Source organism: Desulfobacter curvatus DSM 3379 (assembly GCF_000373985.1).
GTDB lineage: Bacteria > Desulfobacterota > Desulfobacteria > Desulfobacterales > Desulfobacteraceae > Desulfobacter > Desulfobacter curvatus.
The window spans coordinates 1-15763 of sequence record NZ_KB893078.1 but is presented as its reverse complement, the minus strand read 5'-3'; the positions used below and the strand labels follow the sequence as shown (position 1 = coordinate 15763).

General features: G+C 46.8%; 12 protein-coding genes and 1 pseudogene. 9 read left to right on the top strand and 4 right to left on the bottom strand.

Annotated features, from left to right (window positions below):
• Positions 1-22: 22 nt before the first annotated feature.
• The 8 genes from B147_RS0117980 to B147_RS0117940 all read left to right on the top strand — a co-directional run bounded on the left by B147_RS0117980 (position 23) and on the right by B147_RS0117940 (position 12870).
• Positions 23-1372, top strand: coding sequence for a hypothetical protein (locus B147_RS0117980; protein ID WP_020588594.1), 1350 nt, complete (start codon positions 23-25; stop codon positions 1370-1372).
• Between the two features lie 196 nt (positions 1373-1568).
• Positions 1569-2345, top strand: coding sequence for an ABC transporter permease (locus tag B147_RS0117975; protein WP_020588593.1), 777 nt, complete (start codon positions 1569-1571; stop codon positions 2343-2345).
• A gap of 180 nt (positions 2346-2525) precedes the next feature.
• Positions 2526-3668 (top strand): glycosyltransferase family 4 protein, encoded by a 1143-nt coding sequence (locus B147_RS0117965; protein WP_033397593.1) that lies wholly within the window; start codon positions 2526-2528, stop codon positions 3666-3668.
• The gene (locus B147_RS0117960) at positions 3665-4921 is read left to right on the top strand and encodes an ABC transporter ATP-binding protein (protein WP_020588590.1); all 1257 of its coding nucleotides are present in this window, start codon (positions 3665-3667) and stop codon (positions 4919-4921) included. Before B147_RS0117965 ends, B147_RS0117960 begins: the two co-directional genes overlap by 4 nt.
• On the top strand, positions 4896-5915 hold the full coding sequence (locus B147_RS30515; protein ID WP_020588589.1) for a methyltransferase domain-containing protein: 1020 nt from the start codon (positions 4896-4898) through the stop codon (positions 5913-5915). The genes B147_RS0117960 and B147_RS30515 overlap by 26 nt, the downstream gene beginning before the upstream one ends.
• A gap of 108 nt (positions 5916-6023) precedes the next feature.
• A complete protein-coding gene (locus B147_RS0117950) occupies positions 6024-8435 on the top strand; it encodes a glycosyltransferase family 4 protein (RefSeq protein ID WP_020588588.1) in 2412 nt (803 codons plus the stop codon).
• Between the two features lie 300 nt (positions 8436-8735).
• Complete coding sequence (locus B147_RS0117945) at positions 8736-12419, top strand: beta strand repeat-containing protein (protein WP_083927932.1); 3684 nt, start codon at positions 8736-8738, stop codon at positions 12417-12419.
• A 256-nt stretch (positions 12420-12675) separates the two neighbouring features.
• On the top strand, positions 12676-12870 hold the full coding sequence (locus B147_RS0117940) for a DUF6447 family protein (protein ID WP_020588586.1): 195 nt from the start codon (positions 12676-12678) through the stop codon (positions 12868-12870).
• A gap of 111 nt (positions 12871-12981) precedes the next feature.
• Here the strand turns inward: B147_RS0117940 and B147_RS0117935 are convergent, their stop codons facing one another.
• The 3 genes and pseudogenes from B147_RS0117935 to B147_RS0117930 all read right to left on the bottom strand — a co-directional run bounded on the left by B147_RS0117935 (position 12982) and on the right by B147_RS0117930 (position 15404).
• Positions 12982-14337, bottom strand: coding sequence for a calcium-binding protein (locus B147_RS0117935; protein WP_483782822.1), 1356 nt, complete (start codon positions 14335-14337; stop codon positions 12982-12984).
• 132 nt (positions 14338-14469) lie between these two features.
• Positions 14470-14943: pseudogene (locus B147_RS33645) on the bottom strand (DUF4214 domain-containing protein); the annotation flags it as partial.
• Between the two features lie 50 nt (positions 14944-14993).
• The gene (locus B147_RS0117930; RefSeq protein WP_020588584.1) at positions 14994-15404 is read right to left on the bottom strand and encodes a DUF4214 domain-containing protein; all 411 of its coding nucleotides are present in this window, start codon (positions 15402-15404) and stop codon (positions 14994-14996) included.
• A gap of 21 nt (positions 15405-15425) precedes the next feature.
• Here B147_RS0117930 and B147_RS0117925 point away from each other — a divergent pair, with 21 nt between their 5' ends.
• Entirely contained in the window at positions 15426-15605 is a 180-nt protein-coding gene (locus B147_RS0117925; protein WP_020588583.1) for a hypothetical protein, read from the top strand.
• Between the two features lie 35 nt (positions 15606-15640).
• Here the strand turns inward: B147_RS0117925 and B147_RS32975 are convergent, their stop codons facing one another.
• A complete protein-coding gene (locus B147_RS32975) occupies positions 15641-15751 on the bottom strand; it encodes a hypothetical protein (RefSeq protein ID WP_281167901.1) in 111 nt (36 codons plus the stop codon).
• Between the last annotated feature and the right edge of the window lie 12 nt (positions 15752-15763).

The following is a 15763-nucleotide window of genomic DNA, read 5'->3' as shown; positions in this document are numbered from 1 at the left end:
TGTGCATATAGAATAATGTATTATGAAACGTACAAATAAAATACTATGGATTTTCTTTCTTTTAGCCGGGTCGTGTTTTTATTTTTTACATGGCGTGGCCCATGCCGAGGAGAGCAGTCTTCTTGACAATATTAATACCATCCGACAGGCCCCTTACGCATATGGACTGACATTGGGGCTATCCCAGGATCAACTCAGTGGGTGTGGACTGACGGAAAGCGCATCATTTGAAATTTATAACATGGACGAGTCTTTAAATGTGATGGCATTTCAAATGAACGAGGCGGCGATGAGTGATGAGTCTGATCAGGAAGATCAAATACCGGCATTTTCTACAGTCACTGAGGTCGGCGGTATTTTTGAATTTTCGAATTTTATTTCCATGGATACGGCTGGAAAGATTTTTGTAGACAATCTTTTTAAGAAAGAAATTGAATCAGGAAATTTTCAATATATACTTTCAAGTGAGTACACGCAAGTCGGCGTCTCAGTTTTGGCCGGGACAACCCATGGATACCCGAATACCTGGTTTTTTTCCCTTTGCTTTGATGCTGAATCATCAGTGAATGACGCTGTTCTGTTGACCCTTGTTAACCAATTGAGGGCGGATGCTTGGGGGGTGGTATCAGCCAACATCCTGAGTAATAATTTTTCGGGGGAAATCGATCCGGTCTTGGGGCGTGTGCTTCTTAAAAAAAGGCCGCCGTTATTTTTAGACCCCACGCTTTCAGAAATTTCCAGTATTGCTGTCCAGACGGGGGAAGAAACGGGAGCCGTCTCTGAGGATGATGAGATACCCAGTTATGACGGTACGTTGTTGCCTGAAATCGGCGGCATAGTACAGTTGCAGGGCAGCAATTCTTCAGAGAAAAAAATAAACCGGATTTTTGGTACGATTTTGGAAGATACGCTGCCCCACCTGGAGACGATTCCGGGTATTTTAAATGATGATGCCCAAGACATAGGCATTGCAACAATGACTTCTGAAAGCCTGGATGACTCCGTGTCAATACGGTTTAATCTGAATACCGGTATCCCAAGCCTTACTGCCGCACAAGACGATGTTAACAGAGTTTATGGTGTCCTGTATGTGGACCAGGATAAGAATGGATATTATTCTCCCGGCGAAGAAGTCTGTAGTCGAAATATTTCTGTATGGGTAAAGGATGCTGAAGCAGAAAATTATGTGCAGACACAGACAATAACCACCGACTATGCTGGCCGTTTTTTACTCTCTCTTCCCTCTAAAAAACGCTACCGGTTTTCCTGTACGGTGCAAAATGCCGATGCGGATACACAGTCGTTTGATTTGTATAAATATCTGTACAAAGATGTGTTTTTAAGTTTTGCCCTTCCCATTTCCCAGGAATAATCTTATTTCACCTTTCAATGAAAAACTTGTGTTGCGCCTTAATCTCTGATAAACAAATCTTTCGAATTAACAGCCATGGGCAGACCCGGTCTTTCAACAACAACCCACCCAGGTTTCAACCCGAGACGAAGCATGCGAGTAATTCAACAACTTAAGTGTAGTTTTCATTCAAGCTGGATATGAAATAGACAAGTGTATGGCAGGATTTAATTTTTCTTATATTGTTGAGATCACCAGGCAGGATTTTGCAACCCGGTTTGCAGGGTCCGTTCTTGGTTCTTTGTGGACGGTTATCTGGCCGTTGGTCAACTTGTTTGTGTATATTGTGATTTTCGGTAAATTAATGGGCGGCAGGCTGCCTGGGACATCGGATATGAATGCCTACGGCATCTATCTGGCAGCAGGCCTGATCCCATGGACGGCTTTTTCAACAACGATTATGCGATCCGTCACAGTGTTTCTGGAGAAAAAGCACATTATCACCAAAGTGAATACGTCCATGACGGCATTGTTGATCCACATCAACCTGTCTGAGTCCATCACCTTCTGGATTTCCATGGTTGTTTTTTTTGCCATTCTTGGGATACAGGGCCATCACTTCAACCGCACGCTGCTGTTGCTGCCCTTTTTGTATTACCTTCAGCAGTTGCTGGCGTTAGGAATCGGTCTCGGTGCCGCGGTGCTAAACGTGTTTATTCGGGATGTGGCCCAGATTGTGGGGGTTGTGCTTCAGCTATGGTTTTGGTTTACGCCTATCGTATATGTGCCGGACATACTGCCCAAACTTGTATATCGCATCATGACATTCAATCCGGCCTATGTGCTGGTTGAGTCTTATCACAGGATTTTTGTATACGGAGATCTTCCGCCTTGCAAGTCTCTGGTGTTGTTGACCATTGTCACACACCTTATTTTATTTGTTTCGTTTTTCATGCTTCGGCACCTGGAAAAAGATATCAGGGATTTTTTGTGATGGCCTTTTTTTTTATTATAAGCTGGACTCTGTTGTTTATAGGGATCAGTGTGCTGATATGTAAAAAAATAATTAGTAAATATAAATTGTATCTACTTCTTTTATTAGATTGTGTTGCGCTTGCAGGATTTTTTTTCTTTATCCCCATTTTTTTTTAAGAACTAATCGGACAGGCTTGATATGAAGGTCTCTGTTAATGCAGTACCCATGGCTGGACTCCTAACCGGAATTGCACGCCATTTACGCAATTTGTACATGGAAATGGAAAAGATAGATGATATTGAGGTTGTTTATCTGCTCAGAAACAAGATATCTAAGTGCATGCCTGCCTTAGCGGATACTGAAAAATGGCAGCACAGGACGGATCAGCTCAGAAAATTGCCCCCATCGGTTTTATTCGGACTCAGGGCATTAGAGTGGTATAAATATGAATATGGATTGAATCGGATAGCGTGCAAGCCTGGAAACGGCATTGCGTTGCACCATGAAACCGGATTTACCCCGGCAAGATTTACAAAAGGGCCCTGCGTGTTTTCCATGTATGACCTTGTCTTAAGGCGATTCAAAGAGACCCAGCCGGCTGAACGGGTGATGCTGTTTGAGCATTTTATTTCAAAACGCCTGCCCCAAGCGGATCATATTATAGCCAGTTGCCGATTTGTGCGGCAGGAGATTATTGAGGAGTTCAAGATAGCGCCCGGCAAAGTGTCTGCAGTACCATTAGCCCCGGATCCTGTCTTTTCCCCTGCTTCGTCCGACCATGTCCGGGATGCTTGCCGGAGGTTGGGATTGCCCAATGATTATTTGCTTTTTGTAAGTGCCCTTGAACCGCGCAAAAATATTGATTTGCTTGTGGACGCGTTGGGAATCGCCAAAACAGATATTCCCCTGGTGCTTGTGGGGTGGCAGGGATGGGGAGAAAAACCCTGGCTGGAAAAGGTGAATAACAAAGAGATCAACAACAGGTTCTTTTTTACAGGGCACTTGTCCGACAGTGATTTAAAGGCGGTGTATTCGGGGGCCACGGCATTGATCTACCCCAGTATTTACGAGGGGTTTGGCCTTCCAATTCTTGAGGCCATGGCCTGCCGTTGCCCGGTCGTGTGTTCAAATGCGGCCTCCATGCCCGAAGCTGCCGGTGATGCCGCTATTCTTATTGATCCTTTTGACGCCGATGATCTTGCCCGGGCGATCGATTTAATTGTCAATGATTCGTTGGTTCGCCATAACCTGATAGCCAAAGGCGAACAGCATGCAGCAAACTTTACCTGGTCCAGGACAGCCCAAAAGACAGCCAAGGTTTTTAAAAAGGTTCTCTTATGATTTCAGTGGATGCCGTTTCAAAAACATTTAAACTGTATCGAACGCCTTCAGATCGATTAAAAGAGATTGTTTTAAGGAGATCCTTTCATACCGATTTTCATGCCGTAAACGCCGTTACTTTTTCTGTAAGAGAGGGAGAGACCATCGGCATTATTGGTGAGAACGGCGCCGGAAAATCAACCCTGCTTAAACTGCTTACCGGCGTTCTGATTCCCGATTCAGGCCGTGTGCATATTGACGGAAGGGTGACCGGGCTTTTAGAGCTGGGTACAGGGTTCAATCCCGAATTTTCAGGCATGGAGAATATCATACATAACGCCACCTATCTTGGGCTGTCCCGGTCACAGATCAATGACAGACTCCCTCGGATTATCGAGTTTACGGAACTTGGTGAGTTTATCCATGAGCCCATAAAAACCTACTCTTCAGGTATGGTGATGCGCCTGGCATTTTCTGTGGCCATTCATGCTGATCCAAAGGCGTTTGTGGTGGATGAAGCCTTATCCGTGGGAGATGCGTACTTCCAGCAAAAGTGCATGAAAAAAATCCTGCAGTTCAAAGCGGCCGGCGGTGCCATTGTTTTTGTGTCCCATGATATGAACGCGGTAAAAATTTTGTGCGACCGTGCCATGCTCCTGAATCAGGGCCGGGTCGTGGAGTCCGGCTCTCCGGAGGCCATTATCAACAGTTACAACTATCTGATTGCCCATAAATCAAAAGAAGATGAGATTGCTTACAAGGATGAATGCGTAACGTCCGGATATGGGAATCAGAAAGCGGTGATCGATAAAGTATCCATTTGCGGGGAAGATGATCAGCCGGCCCGGATTTTTATCAGCGGTCGCCCGGCAAAGGTGGCGATCCGTATCAACGGTTATCAGGATATGGATGATATCACCGTGGGCGTACTGATCAGGGATCGGTTCGGACAGGATATTTTCGGTACCAATTCTTATCACCTGAAAAAAGAGATAAGTATCCGTGCCGGTCAGCATGTCTGCCTGGTATACGATTTTACCGAACTGAATCTGGGGCCGGGCAAATATTCCATCACCGCTGCCGTTCACACCGGATCAACCCATGTTGACGAATGTGTTCACTGGATGGATAAATGTGTAGCCTTTGAAGTCGTTGCCGGGGCTGATCCCGTTTTTTCAGGATTGCTGAGAATGACCCCGCAGCTTTATTTAAATGAAGGGATGAATTCATATTTTTCGGAGAAAACATATGTTGACCAGGAAAAGCCTGCTTGATGCGGTTCGGCGTGAACAGGTACTATACAGGGCCATAACGCTGAAAGATGTGTTGAACAGTTCCGGTGAGACATTTATATACCGGGCCTTTGAATATGTGCTAGGCCGGGAGCCGGATCCGCCGGGAAGAGAAAACTATCTATCCAAGCTGGCATCTGGGGAGCTGACCAAAGAAAAAATACTGCTCATACTCAGATTTTCAGATGAGGGCAAAAGAAACAGCGACAGAATGAAGTGGTCCGATCTGTTGACACTTGGGTTAAGGCTTTTAAAGCCGTCAAAATCCCTGCCGCCTTCGCCGGTACCCCTAAACTATACCACCACTGGCTTTGGTGGTCTTTCAGACCATGAATACGCCGATTTCGAGGCCCATTTCCGTGGTTCCGTGGAAGATGTAAGACGGCATTTAAAGGTTTACACCCCCGTTATCTTGGATCTTCAGGAACAATGCGGGTCCATGCCGGTGAAGGGCGTGGATCTAGGGTGCGGGCGGGGAGAGTGGCTGGAATTGTTAAAAGAATATGAAGTGGCAATCCAGGGGGTAGATCTCAATGATACATTTTTTGGGCGTGTTCAAGAAAAGAATCTGTCTGTGGTAAAATCAGACATTTTTGAATACCTAAAGGCATCAAAACCTGAATCTTTTGATCTTGTCACTGCCTTTCATGTCATAGAACACATTCCTCCCGATTTAAGGATGGCATTTTTAAGACAGATCTTAAGAGTACTTAGAAAAGACGGTGTCTGTATTCTGGAGACACCTAACCCACGAAACCTTCTTGTGGGGTGTGGTGATTTTTACAGGGATCCGACGCACATTGCCCCGATTTTTCCCGATACAATAGAATTCCAAGGAAAAATTGCCGGTTTTTCCCAGTCCGCGGCGTATTTTATTCAGGATCGCAAGCTTTTGGAGACCGGTAAATACCGATTTGATACCCTTGATCATTATGTCCAGGTTTCCAGAGATTTTGCATGGATGGGAAAAAAATAAACCAAGCCGATAGATAAAATAATAATGGATACAAGGCCTGATTCAAGGCTTTAACTTCATTAAAGAGTCAATTCTGATCGTCTGCCGAATTCAATAGGAGTAACGTATATGAAGATTGCAGTGGCGGCTCCCTCTCCAATCGGGTTTTTGATCGGTGGGGCCGAAAAGCTGTTCATGGGTATGCTCAATAACCTGAACCGTTTGTCAACTCATGATGTTGAACTGATAAAAATCCCATGCAGGGACCAGGAATTCTGGAGTCTGATTAAAGGCTACCACCAGTTTTCAAAATTGGATCTGAGCCATTTTGATATGGTCATCACCACCAAATACCCGGCGTGGATGGTACGGCACCATAATCACATGGTTTACCTCCAGCACACATGTCGGGGTCTTTACGATCTGTATCACATGTCCGGAAAATCAAAGGACTGGAAATCGGTTGTTGAAAAGGACAGCCGTTTGGCCGAACTGGGCAGAATTCTCACTGAAAACCCTGACAGAAGCCTTCTTGAAGATTTGTTTGAAGAACTTGATTATCTAAAAAAAATCAGGGTTGGGTTGCCGTCCCGCACCTTCGAGTATCCCGGACCTTTAATTCGCCGGGTGATTCATTTTTTGGATGCGATTGCCATGCTTCCGGTTTCAAAGACAAATCCCTTTGGGATAAAATCCTATAATGCCATCTCGGAGAATGTTGCGTTAAGAAAGGATTATTTTCCGGCCGGGGTGCCGGTGGGTATCATCCACCATCCAACGGATCTTGAGAACTTGCATTCAGCATCCTATGATTTTATTTTTACCGCCTCAAGACTTGAAACCCTCAAGCGGGTTGATCTGCTGATCAAGGCCTTTAAAAAAGTCAAAACCGATACGCGGTTTTTGATTGCGGGAACCGGCGGGCAGGAAAAAGAGTTTAAACATTTGGCCAAAAAGGATCCCAGAATACAATTCTTAGGCTTTGTTACCGATATTGAGCTTGTGGAATACTACGCCAATGCCCTTTTTGTGCCTTTTATTCCCTATGACGAAGATTACGGCCTGATCACCATAGAGGCCATGAAGTCGGAAAAAGCCGTACTGACCACGTCCGATGCAGGCGGCCCCATGGAGTTGGTCACACATGATGTCAACGGGATGATTGTCGAACCCGAGGTTGAATCCCTGGCCCGGGCCATGCAGCAGCTGGTGGATGACCGGGAAAAGACCATTGAAATGGGAAAAAAAGCAAAGCAGACGGTGGCTGGCATAGACTGGAAAAATTTGTCTGCCCAGTTGCTGGATAGCCAGGCCCCGGACCAAAATACAGGGACAATCGCCAAACGCCTTAAAACCATCAGGACAGGTGCCTGGCCGGAATTCCCCTGTCTGCTTGTGTTATCAACATTTAGTGTATATCCGCCCTTGAGTGGTGGCAGATTGAGATTGTATCACCTGTACAAGGAGCTTGGGACCTATTGTCGGGTTATTATGCTGAGTCTTGATTTTCAACGCGGGGGGATCACCGAAATTTCAGATAATTTTACGGAAATTCGGATGAAAGCCGGCGCTGATTTTTATAATTATGTGCAAAAGGTCAGGGCTGAGACAGGGGTTTCAAGTGATGATATCGCCGCCATCAGGGGGTACGACAAAATTCCGGATTTTAAGGCTCAACTGGATAGGCTTATTCCCCGGGCAAACGCCTTGGTCCTTGCTCATCCCTATTTTTATTATGCCGTGGAAGATGTCAAAAAACCGATATTTTATGATGCACCCAATGTGGAATTTCATCTAAAAAAGGCCATGTTCAACGATCCCCATTGGCTGTCACAGGTCAGATCCGTAGAACAGGATCTGTGCGACCGGGCAAGCTTGGTCTATACGGCTTCAAGGCAGGATCTGCTGGCAATGAAATCATTGTACAATCTGAATGAAGACAAATGTCTGGTTGTGGAAAACGGGGTGGATACATCCGCTATTCAAGTGCTTTCGCCCGGACAAAAAAAGAAACTTAAAGCACGGCTGGGGTTTGGCGAACGCACTGTCTCCGTATTCGTCGGTAGCATGCATAAACCCAATGAAGAGGCGGTGTTGTATATCCAGGATCTGGCTGCATTTTTTCCAGATACCCTATTTATCGTGATCGGCGAAGTAGGAGATGTGCTGATTCGTCCCTCGAAGAATCTCATTCCCGTGGGGATTGTATCCAAAGGGGATAAGGATGTGCTCATGAGTGCGGCGGATATCGGGTTAAATCCCGTCATTTCAGGTTCCGGTACCAATCTGAAACTGGTTGAATATCTGGCTCATGGCCTTGCCGTTCTTTCGACGGATTTTGGTGCCAGGGGCTTTGATTATAAAAATGAATTATTTACTTGCAAAATTGAAGATTTTAAGAGAGAATTCAAAACATTGTCAGATAGTTTACAAGACCTCTCTGATATCTCACTGAGGGCCAGGCAGTTATCTAAGAAATATGACTGGACCAAGATTTCGTCAAAGCTACAGGCCCGTATATGCGAGTGTATTATTCAATAATTCAGGTATCAATAACCATGTCTTTGGGATGCAGGCTGAATAAAGCCAACAGTGAGCAGATTTGACCGGAACGACAACCCTGGTAGGCCGATGTTAACTATGTGATGAATTAATATTTGAAAATTTTTGTGTGTGTTTTAAGATGTTTATCGGTGATAGTGTTTTTTAATGGTAGAATTGGCATTTTTTTTGCTTTATTGTTTGGGCGGTGTTCAATAACAAAGAGCAAAATATATAAATATCTGCGCGTCATGTGTAGGTAACGTTTTATTTCATTTAAATTTATTTTTAGGAGGAAAGATGGCAACTACTGAATCTATGAATCTGGCTCAAGAACTTTATGTCGGTTATTACGGGCGTCCGGCTGATCCCGCAGGGCTATCATTCTGGGCAGATTATTTTGACGGAACAGATGATCTGGACCAAGCGTTGAGTGCTTTTGGCACATCCGACGAATACACTGAAAGTTTCGGGTCCTTGACCAACGAGGAATTGGTTAACAACCTCTACCAACAGATGTTTAGCCGTGATGCTGGGGACGAAGGCCTTGAGTTCTACACAGGACGTCTTGAAAGCGGCGAGGCTACCTTGGCCAGCATTGCCAAGCAGATTGCAGACGGCGCTACCGGTGATGATCTCACAACTCTGAGCAACAAGACAACTGTTGCAAATACTTATACTGATGCTGTAACCAGTATGGGTGCCACTTATGAATCTGATGATATCGCTGATGCCCAGGCTATTTTGGATGCGGTTGATGAAACAGATGCTTCTGTGGATACCGGTAATGATGCCGCTGAGGCCGAAGTCGGATCCAATGTTGAAGGCGGTACGGTTACTTTGACCGTTGATCCCGATACGGAGACCGCTAATATTTTTAACGCAGGCAGGGACTGGAACCCCGATGGTTCCGATTATATGAACACCCTGAATGACGATGACGTGCTGACTGGTGTCGGCGATAACCCGACCCTGAACATGACCTTTGTCAATGACACCGAGGCGAATGATTTGAATCTCATGCCTTCCATGACAAATATCCAGACCGTTAACGTTGCCTTTACTGCAGATGCCAATCAGACCCTGGACCTTCAGGATACAACAGGGGTTCTTGAGGTGAATGCCACCCGTATTGACAATATCGTAGCCGGCGTTGTGACCTTTGACAATATTCAGTCTGTTCTTGAAAGCGCCAGTGTATCCAACTCCAATGACAATACCACCACGGATGTTGCCTTCGACCATTCAGCATCCGTATTGAGTGGCGATGAGGATGAAGTTGATCTCTCCTTGGCAAACGTTCAGTTGGATGACCTGCGGATCGACGGTGTTACTGAGGGGTATGAAACTCTGAATTTGGATTCATCCACACAGACGAATTCCCTGAACACCCTTACCACGGAAGATACGGTCACTCTGAACATTACCGGTGATGCTGATCTTACCCTGGGTGCGACCAATGATGTTGTCGATCCCATCAATGATTCATTGGATGAAGCGGATTTGTTTGTTGCAGGTCTGATTAACGTAGCCGGATCTTTGACCTTAGTTGATGCAAGCGAATTTACAGGTGACTTGACCTACCACATTGGTTTTGAAATCAATGCCAACGCTGACGCAGACGGTACTGATGTTGAATTGTCTGTTCTCGGCGGTTCCGGCGATGATACATTTGTTCTGACCAACGGCAATAATGTCGATGCTGACGCAGATAATACCGATACCATTGACGGCGGCGACGGAACCAATACTCTTATTATTACCGGCGGCGCTGCCCAGACAATTGCTGCGCCCGACGCTGGTGCAAACCTGACCAATATCCAGGCCCTGGAAATTAGAACCGGTCATGATAATAATTCTGTTGCAGAGAACGTAACCGTAGATGCCGACGCTTTTGACAGCCTGGCAACTATTCTGGTAAGAAACGAAGGTCAGGATTTGATCGGTGGGTTCCAAGAAGCAGACACTGAAAACTCAACAGTGACCCTCAACGATCTGACCGCTGATCAGGCCCTGGCCATTACAATAGAGCACAGCACATCCGAGAATACCGGTCTGGCCCAGAATATTCTAATTTCTGATCTTGCGACCGATACTGCGAATGATACGTTGGGCCTCACCATTCAAACGGCCATCAACACCGACCAGCGGTTCAACTTCCAGATCCAGGAAAATGCCTCCACAAGCTATGAAAGTCTAACCATCAACGATACTGATGCTAAATCCGGTACGATTCAGCTGGACGACTTTGATAACTACACTGAGACCATTACCATCGAGGGGGGCGTTGCTGATACGTTCCTGAACCTTGATTCAGACACCGCAGTAACTGCTGTTGGTGGTCTGGCCGGCGGCATGTATGGTTATGATACGACTGCTGTTGCCACAAACGTCGCTAATGGTGACATTAATGTTGGCGACTATTTTTATGTCTTGGATGCTGCCGCTACGGCTACCGTTGCCAGGTTGACTGCGGAGGTCATCGACGCTGAAGAATATGCAGGTGACCTTGTGGTCAGGGTTTCCAACGGCACTGCCACCACCGGCGCCCAGACCATTACAATGGGTACCGGTGATGATACCGTTATCTTTGACGCGCTGAATGATACCCATGCAGGTTTGACTATTTCCGATAAGGTTGCCGGTGGTGACGGTGATGATACCCTGGTTATCGACGGTGATGGTGTTCAGGTCAGCCTTGGCTCGTCCGAATGGACCAATGTAAGCGGTTTTGAAACCATTCGTCTCATCGGCAACGGCCAGGCGGATGATAATGGTGTGAATGCGACCAATGCTTACAACCTGGTTCTCACCGATTCAATGATCTCTGCCAATGCTGCAGATGGTAACAGCATTGCGATTGTCAATGATAACGGTAACCGTGGCGATGAAACTGCTGGAAACGATGGTTTGCTGATGGATGCAAACGCCGGTGTAACCATTGATGCAACAAAACTGTCTGAAACCAAGTCCTTCAGCTATGACGGCCAGGAAGACTCAACTGACGGTAAAGCAGTAAATCTGCTTGGTGTTGCCCAGGATCAAGGTGCTGTGAATTCCACAAGTACTGCTGACAGGTTTATACTCACGGACTCCACATTGAATGGGCTTGCTACCATTGACGGTGGCGCTGACCTTGACCAGTCAGGTTTAGGAGCTCTAACAGCGCTGGGTGTGGGTGGTTCTGATATGACCCACGCTTCAAATTTGGATGTATTGGAAATTCAGAATACTGCTGTAGTTTCTATTGGTGACTTGTCCGGTCTGGCCAACGTGAGTAACATTGAGTTTACCAACACTGAAGCTGTAGATCAGGTCCTGACTCTGGAACTTGACGACACAGTTGTAGACACCCTGGTCAACAACACTGCTGCAGCCAATGGTACCAATGCAACCACAATTGCACAGACTTTTGAAACCCTGACTATTACAGCCATCGACAGTACAACTGTTGCAGCCGCTGATGCGATTCTTGACATTGATGCTTCAGCGATAACTAACGGTGCATTGCGTTTGTATATTACCGGTAGTGACGATGCCGATACTTTCGTTGGTGGTGGTAGTGTGGAAACTTACGTCTATACCGGTGATGACTCCGGTATTGGCACGACTGTTACGCCTACGGCTGCTTTAGCTGATACTATTACTAACTTCACTTCGGGTACTGATGTAATTGATATCGTTGCGGGTAATGGCGTAGATATTGATGGTGCCACGGATGGTGTGATTGTTGATGGTTCTCTGATAGCTGGTTACGCAGCTTTTGTAGCTGCTGCAACTGCTGTATTTACTGCTGGTAATAATGCTTCTGACGATATTTACATCGCATATAACTTGGATGTTGATGGCGATGGTACTGGTGATGGTGATACTTATATCGCCATTGATGACAATGACGATGCAGCATTCGGGACGACAGATACACAGATCATTCTTGCCGGTATTGATCTTGTTACAGAAATTGCTCTGACTGACTTTGTTTAATCTGTCAGTAACAACGAGTAAATCTCGGGCTTACAAGATAAGATTCTGATAAAGCCCAATTTGATAGTAAAAAGCCTTCCCGTAAAGCCGGGGAGGCTTTTTACTGTGCACAAAAGATCCTAAGACTATTGTTCTGGTCTATTGTCAATAGTATTTGCAAATAGCTTTAATGTATTGTATTTCTAAAACTTCGAATTTAATGATTCATAAAAAATATTAACAAGATAATAGTTATTGTTTAAAAGGAGGAAACTCAATGGCATCGATTACAATTGACGGGAAGGAATATGATTCCGCAACTCTCTCAGAAGAAGCAAAGGCTCAAATGACTTCTCTGCAGATTGTTGACCGGAAAATTGCGGACCTCACCAATGATATCAAAATTCTTCAGACCGCGCGCAATGCTTATGCAAAAAGCTTAGTGGATTTGTTGCCCAAAACTGGACAATAAGAAATTTTTTTGCGGCCGGGCGGTTTTTTTTGACCCGGCCTGCCTCAATTTTTTTTGTCTGAATTCGATGATAACTTTCCGAACACTTTAAGAGAGTGTTTCGCTACTCACTTAAATAATAAAATCCGTGGTATCAAAAAGATATATATTAACGGCGCCCGAAAGCTTGATGGTGATATCCTCGGCAGACTGAAAACCGGTGTCCGTGGTGCCGTCTTCGATCAGCAGGTATTGCCCTGCGGCAGAGCCGGTGGTGACGGTAAGCAGTACCGCGTCAATATCACTGTCGGCAAATGCCGTCTGCAGCTCTGTATTGGTATCCAAGGTGTTCCAGGTACTCAGCCATGCCGAGTCCACAGTCAGTGCGGTGGTTGTTCCGGTGAATGCATTGGCAAGTCGGATTTTATCCGATCCGAAATCAAAGCCGACAATGGTATCTGCGTTAAAGGCCGTCTCTCCGGCATACCGTGAATCTTCTCCTTGAAGATATGCGTAAACATCCCCGCCTGCATTGCCCTGGAGCGTATCGGCACCGGTTCCCCCTTCGATGTAATCGGCGTTGTTTCCGCCGATGAGGGTAAGACCCAGTGCGGTATCGTCGATAATATCATTTGAACCATCGTCCCCGCCCTGGAAGGTATCAATGTCGGTAAACAACGTGTCTGTGATCCGAAGCAGTCCCGGGGTGGTCACGATAACAGTGTCCTCTGCCCCAGCTGATCCGGTAATTGAGGTGAGTGCCGCCAACTGGTCTGCTGTGAGGGTGAGTGTGTTACCATCGCTGTTAAAAGTAATCGATTCAACATCTGTGATGGTGGCATAGGAAAGGTCCAGAGTCCCTGAAAAATCAAGCCTGATGGTATCGGTGCCTTCACCTCCGTCAAAGGTTTCGGCAAGACCGCTGCTGTGAGATGCGTTGCTGATCACAAAAATATCGTTGCCGCCACCGCCGGTAAAACTGTCCGCCTCCAAGCCGCCATCCAGGATGTCTTCACCGGCGTTTCCCATGAGGATGTCCGAACCGCCGCCACCGGTCAGCTGATCGTTTCCGTCGCCTCCGGCAAGGGTGTCGTCTCCGCCGCCCCCGTCCAGCAGGTCATCGCCGTCAGCCCCGGCAAGGGAATCGGTTCCGTTGTTTCCCGTCAGTTGATCGTTGCCGCTGCCGCCGGTTAATGTGTCAGCCGCATTGCCGCCGGAGAATACGACATCGCTTGCAGATGCCGTCAGCGTCACACTGGTGGAAAGGGCGCCGGCATTGACATTGACAATATTTTCAAGGCCGGTAATGGAAACGGCTTGCCCGTTGTCCGTTAGCTCCACTTGCGTTTGGCTCAGGTCCAATACAACGTTGCCCACAGGGTTACCGGTAAGAATCAAGGCAGAGGTGTCCTCGGCACTGATATAGGCAATCAGTCCCTGGGGATCAAGATCCGAAACGGTGGGCCCGGTGTAGCTGTCGGTGAGCATTATGGTCAGAGCCAGGTCTTCTATCTGCACGGCCAGGCCTGCCGTCATCTGGTCATCGGTAACAAGATTTCCGGTTAATCCGTAATAGACGGCACTGATAGGTAATTTTTTTTCAAGATATTCCGCAGCTTCCGGGGATTCGGCGAATCTGGTGACCACTTCGGTGAGGGACATGCCGTTTTCAACTTCAGAGAACCAGTATTCATATCCTGCATCGTCCGGGTCCCTGCCCAGGCCGAGTTGATAGAATTGTGTGAGCATTTCGCCTGTGGTTTTGCCGGCAGATGCCGTGGTATATTCATCCGAGGCCATAAGTTTTTCTGCGATGGATGCAAGAGTGCTTCCCTGGAAGGCAGCGTCCCGCCAGTAATTTAACCCGGGCAGATCCGGGCTGCGCCCGAAAAGTGTGTAATAAAGTGCGCAGATGGGCAGGCCGTCCGATGTGAATTCAGTGCTTTCCACCATCATTGCAACAAGTTCATTGGAGGTAATTGCACCTGATGTCAGTTGTCCGGTCCACCAGTCAAGTCCTTGGGCTTCTGGATTTCGTCCTAAAAAAGTCGTGTACGCATATGTTACAAAATCAGCTTCTTGGGTCATTATAAAATCCTCCTGAAAAGGTTTTTAGGGCCTTGATTTGAAAAATACAGTTCTGGTCAGCTCAATGTCGGTGCAATGCCATAGGTATTGCATAAGATGACAAATTTCTGTGCTGATGTGAAACTGTTCAATACTGTGGAGCGATCTGTCCCGCCTGCAAGCAGTCCGAGCCAGTAATTGTTCCCGAAGGTGTCTGGGGTACGCTCGAAAAAGGCATTGTAGAGAATCGCGACGAATTCTTCGTCGGATGTATTGCGGTCTAAAAATTCTGTACTGAAAATAAAGGCCTCTGCCAGGTCGTCTCTGGCCCTGTCTCCGTTCACAAGGCTGTTGGTCCAATAAGAGCCCCCTTCTGTTTCCCCTTCTCGGCCCAGACACTCCAGATAAAAACGTATGACAAAGGCTTCAACATCTGAGGACGACGCCGAAAGATCACTGCCGTCGCAGTCCTGGTCAATACCGTCCACCCGGATTTCCGTTGCACCCGGGTGGATATCAGCATCATTGTCATTGCAATCCGTGTTATCGGTTACATATCCTTCGGGCTTGGCGTCCGAGTCTTCAAAAACCTCAAGATCGCCGTATCCGTCCCCACCCGGATGGCCACTTTAAAATCCCCCACCCGTGGCCGGGTCAAAATCCCCCGGCGGCAGAATATTGAGATCTAAGTTATTCTCTTAATATCTTCCATTTTTTCCTTTTTTCATCCCTCCCTATTGTCGCGCAGCTGAGAGAGCCGGTTGGCAGCCTCTTTGAGTCGGTAACTCTTCCCTTCAAATTTCAGCAGATGACCATGGTGAAGCAACCGGTCCAGTATGGCCGATGA

Coding starts and splice junctions, on each gene's coding strand:
- B147_RS0117965 (WP_033397593.1), top strand. CDS start 2,526: ATGAAGGTCTCTGTTAATGCAGTACCCATGGCTGGACTCCTAACCGGA.
- B147_RS0117960 (WP_020588590.1), top strand. CDS start 3,665: ATGATTTCAGTGGATGCCGTTTCAAAAACATTTAAACTGTATCGAACG.
- B147_RS0117980 (WP_020588594.1), top strand. CDS start 23: ATGAAACGTACAAATAAAATACTATGGATTTTCTTTCTTTTAGCCGGG.
- B147_RS30515 (WP_020588589.1), top strand. CDS start 4,896: ATGTTGACCAGGAAAAGCCTGCTTGATGCGGTTCGGCGTGAACAGGTA.
- B147_RS0117950 (WP_020588588.1), top strand. CDS start 6,024: ATGAAGATTGCAGTGGCGGCTCCCTCTCCAATCGGGTTTTTGATCGGT.
- B147_RS0117935 (WP_483782822.1), bottom strand. CDS start 14,337: ATGCTCACCGACAGCTACACCGGGCCCACCGTTTCGGATCTTGATCCC.
- B147_RS0117975 (WP_020588593.1), top strand. CDS start 1,569: ATGGCAGGATTTAATTTTTCTTATATTGTTGAGATCACCAGGCAGGAT.
- B147_RS0117945 (WP_083927932.1), top strand. CDS start 8,736: ATGGCAACTACTGAATCTATGAATCTGGCTCAAGAACTTTATGTCGGT.
- B147_RS0117940 (WP_020588586.1), top strand. CDS start 12,676: ATGGCATCGATTACAATTGACGGGAAGGAATATGATTCCGCAACTCTC.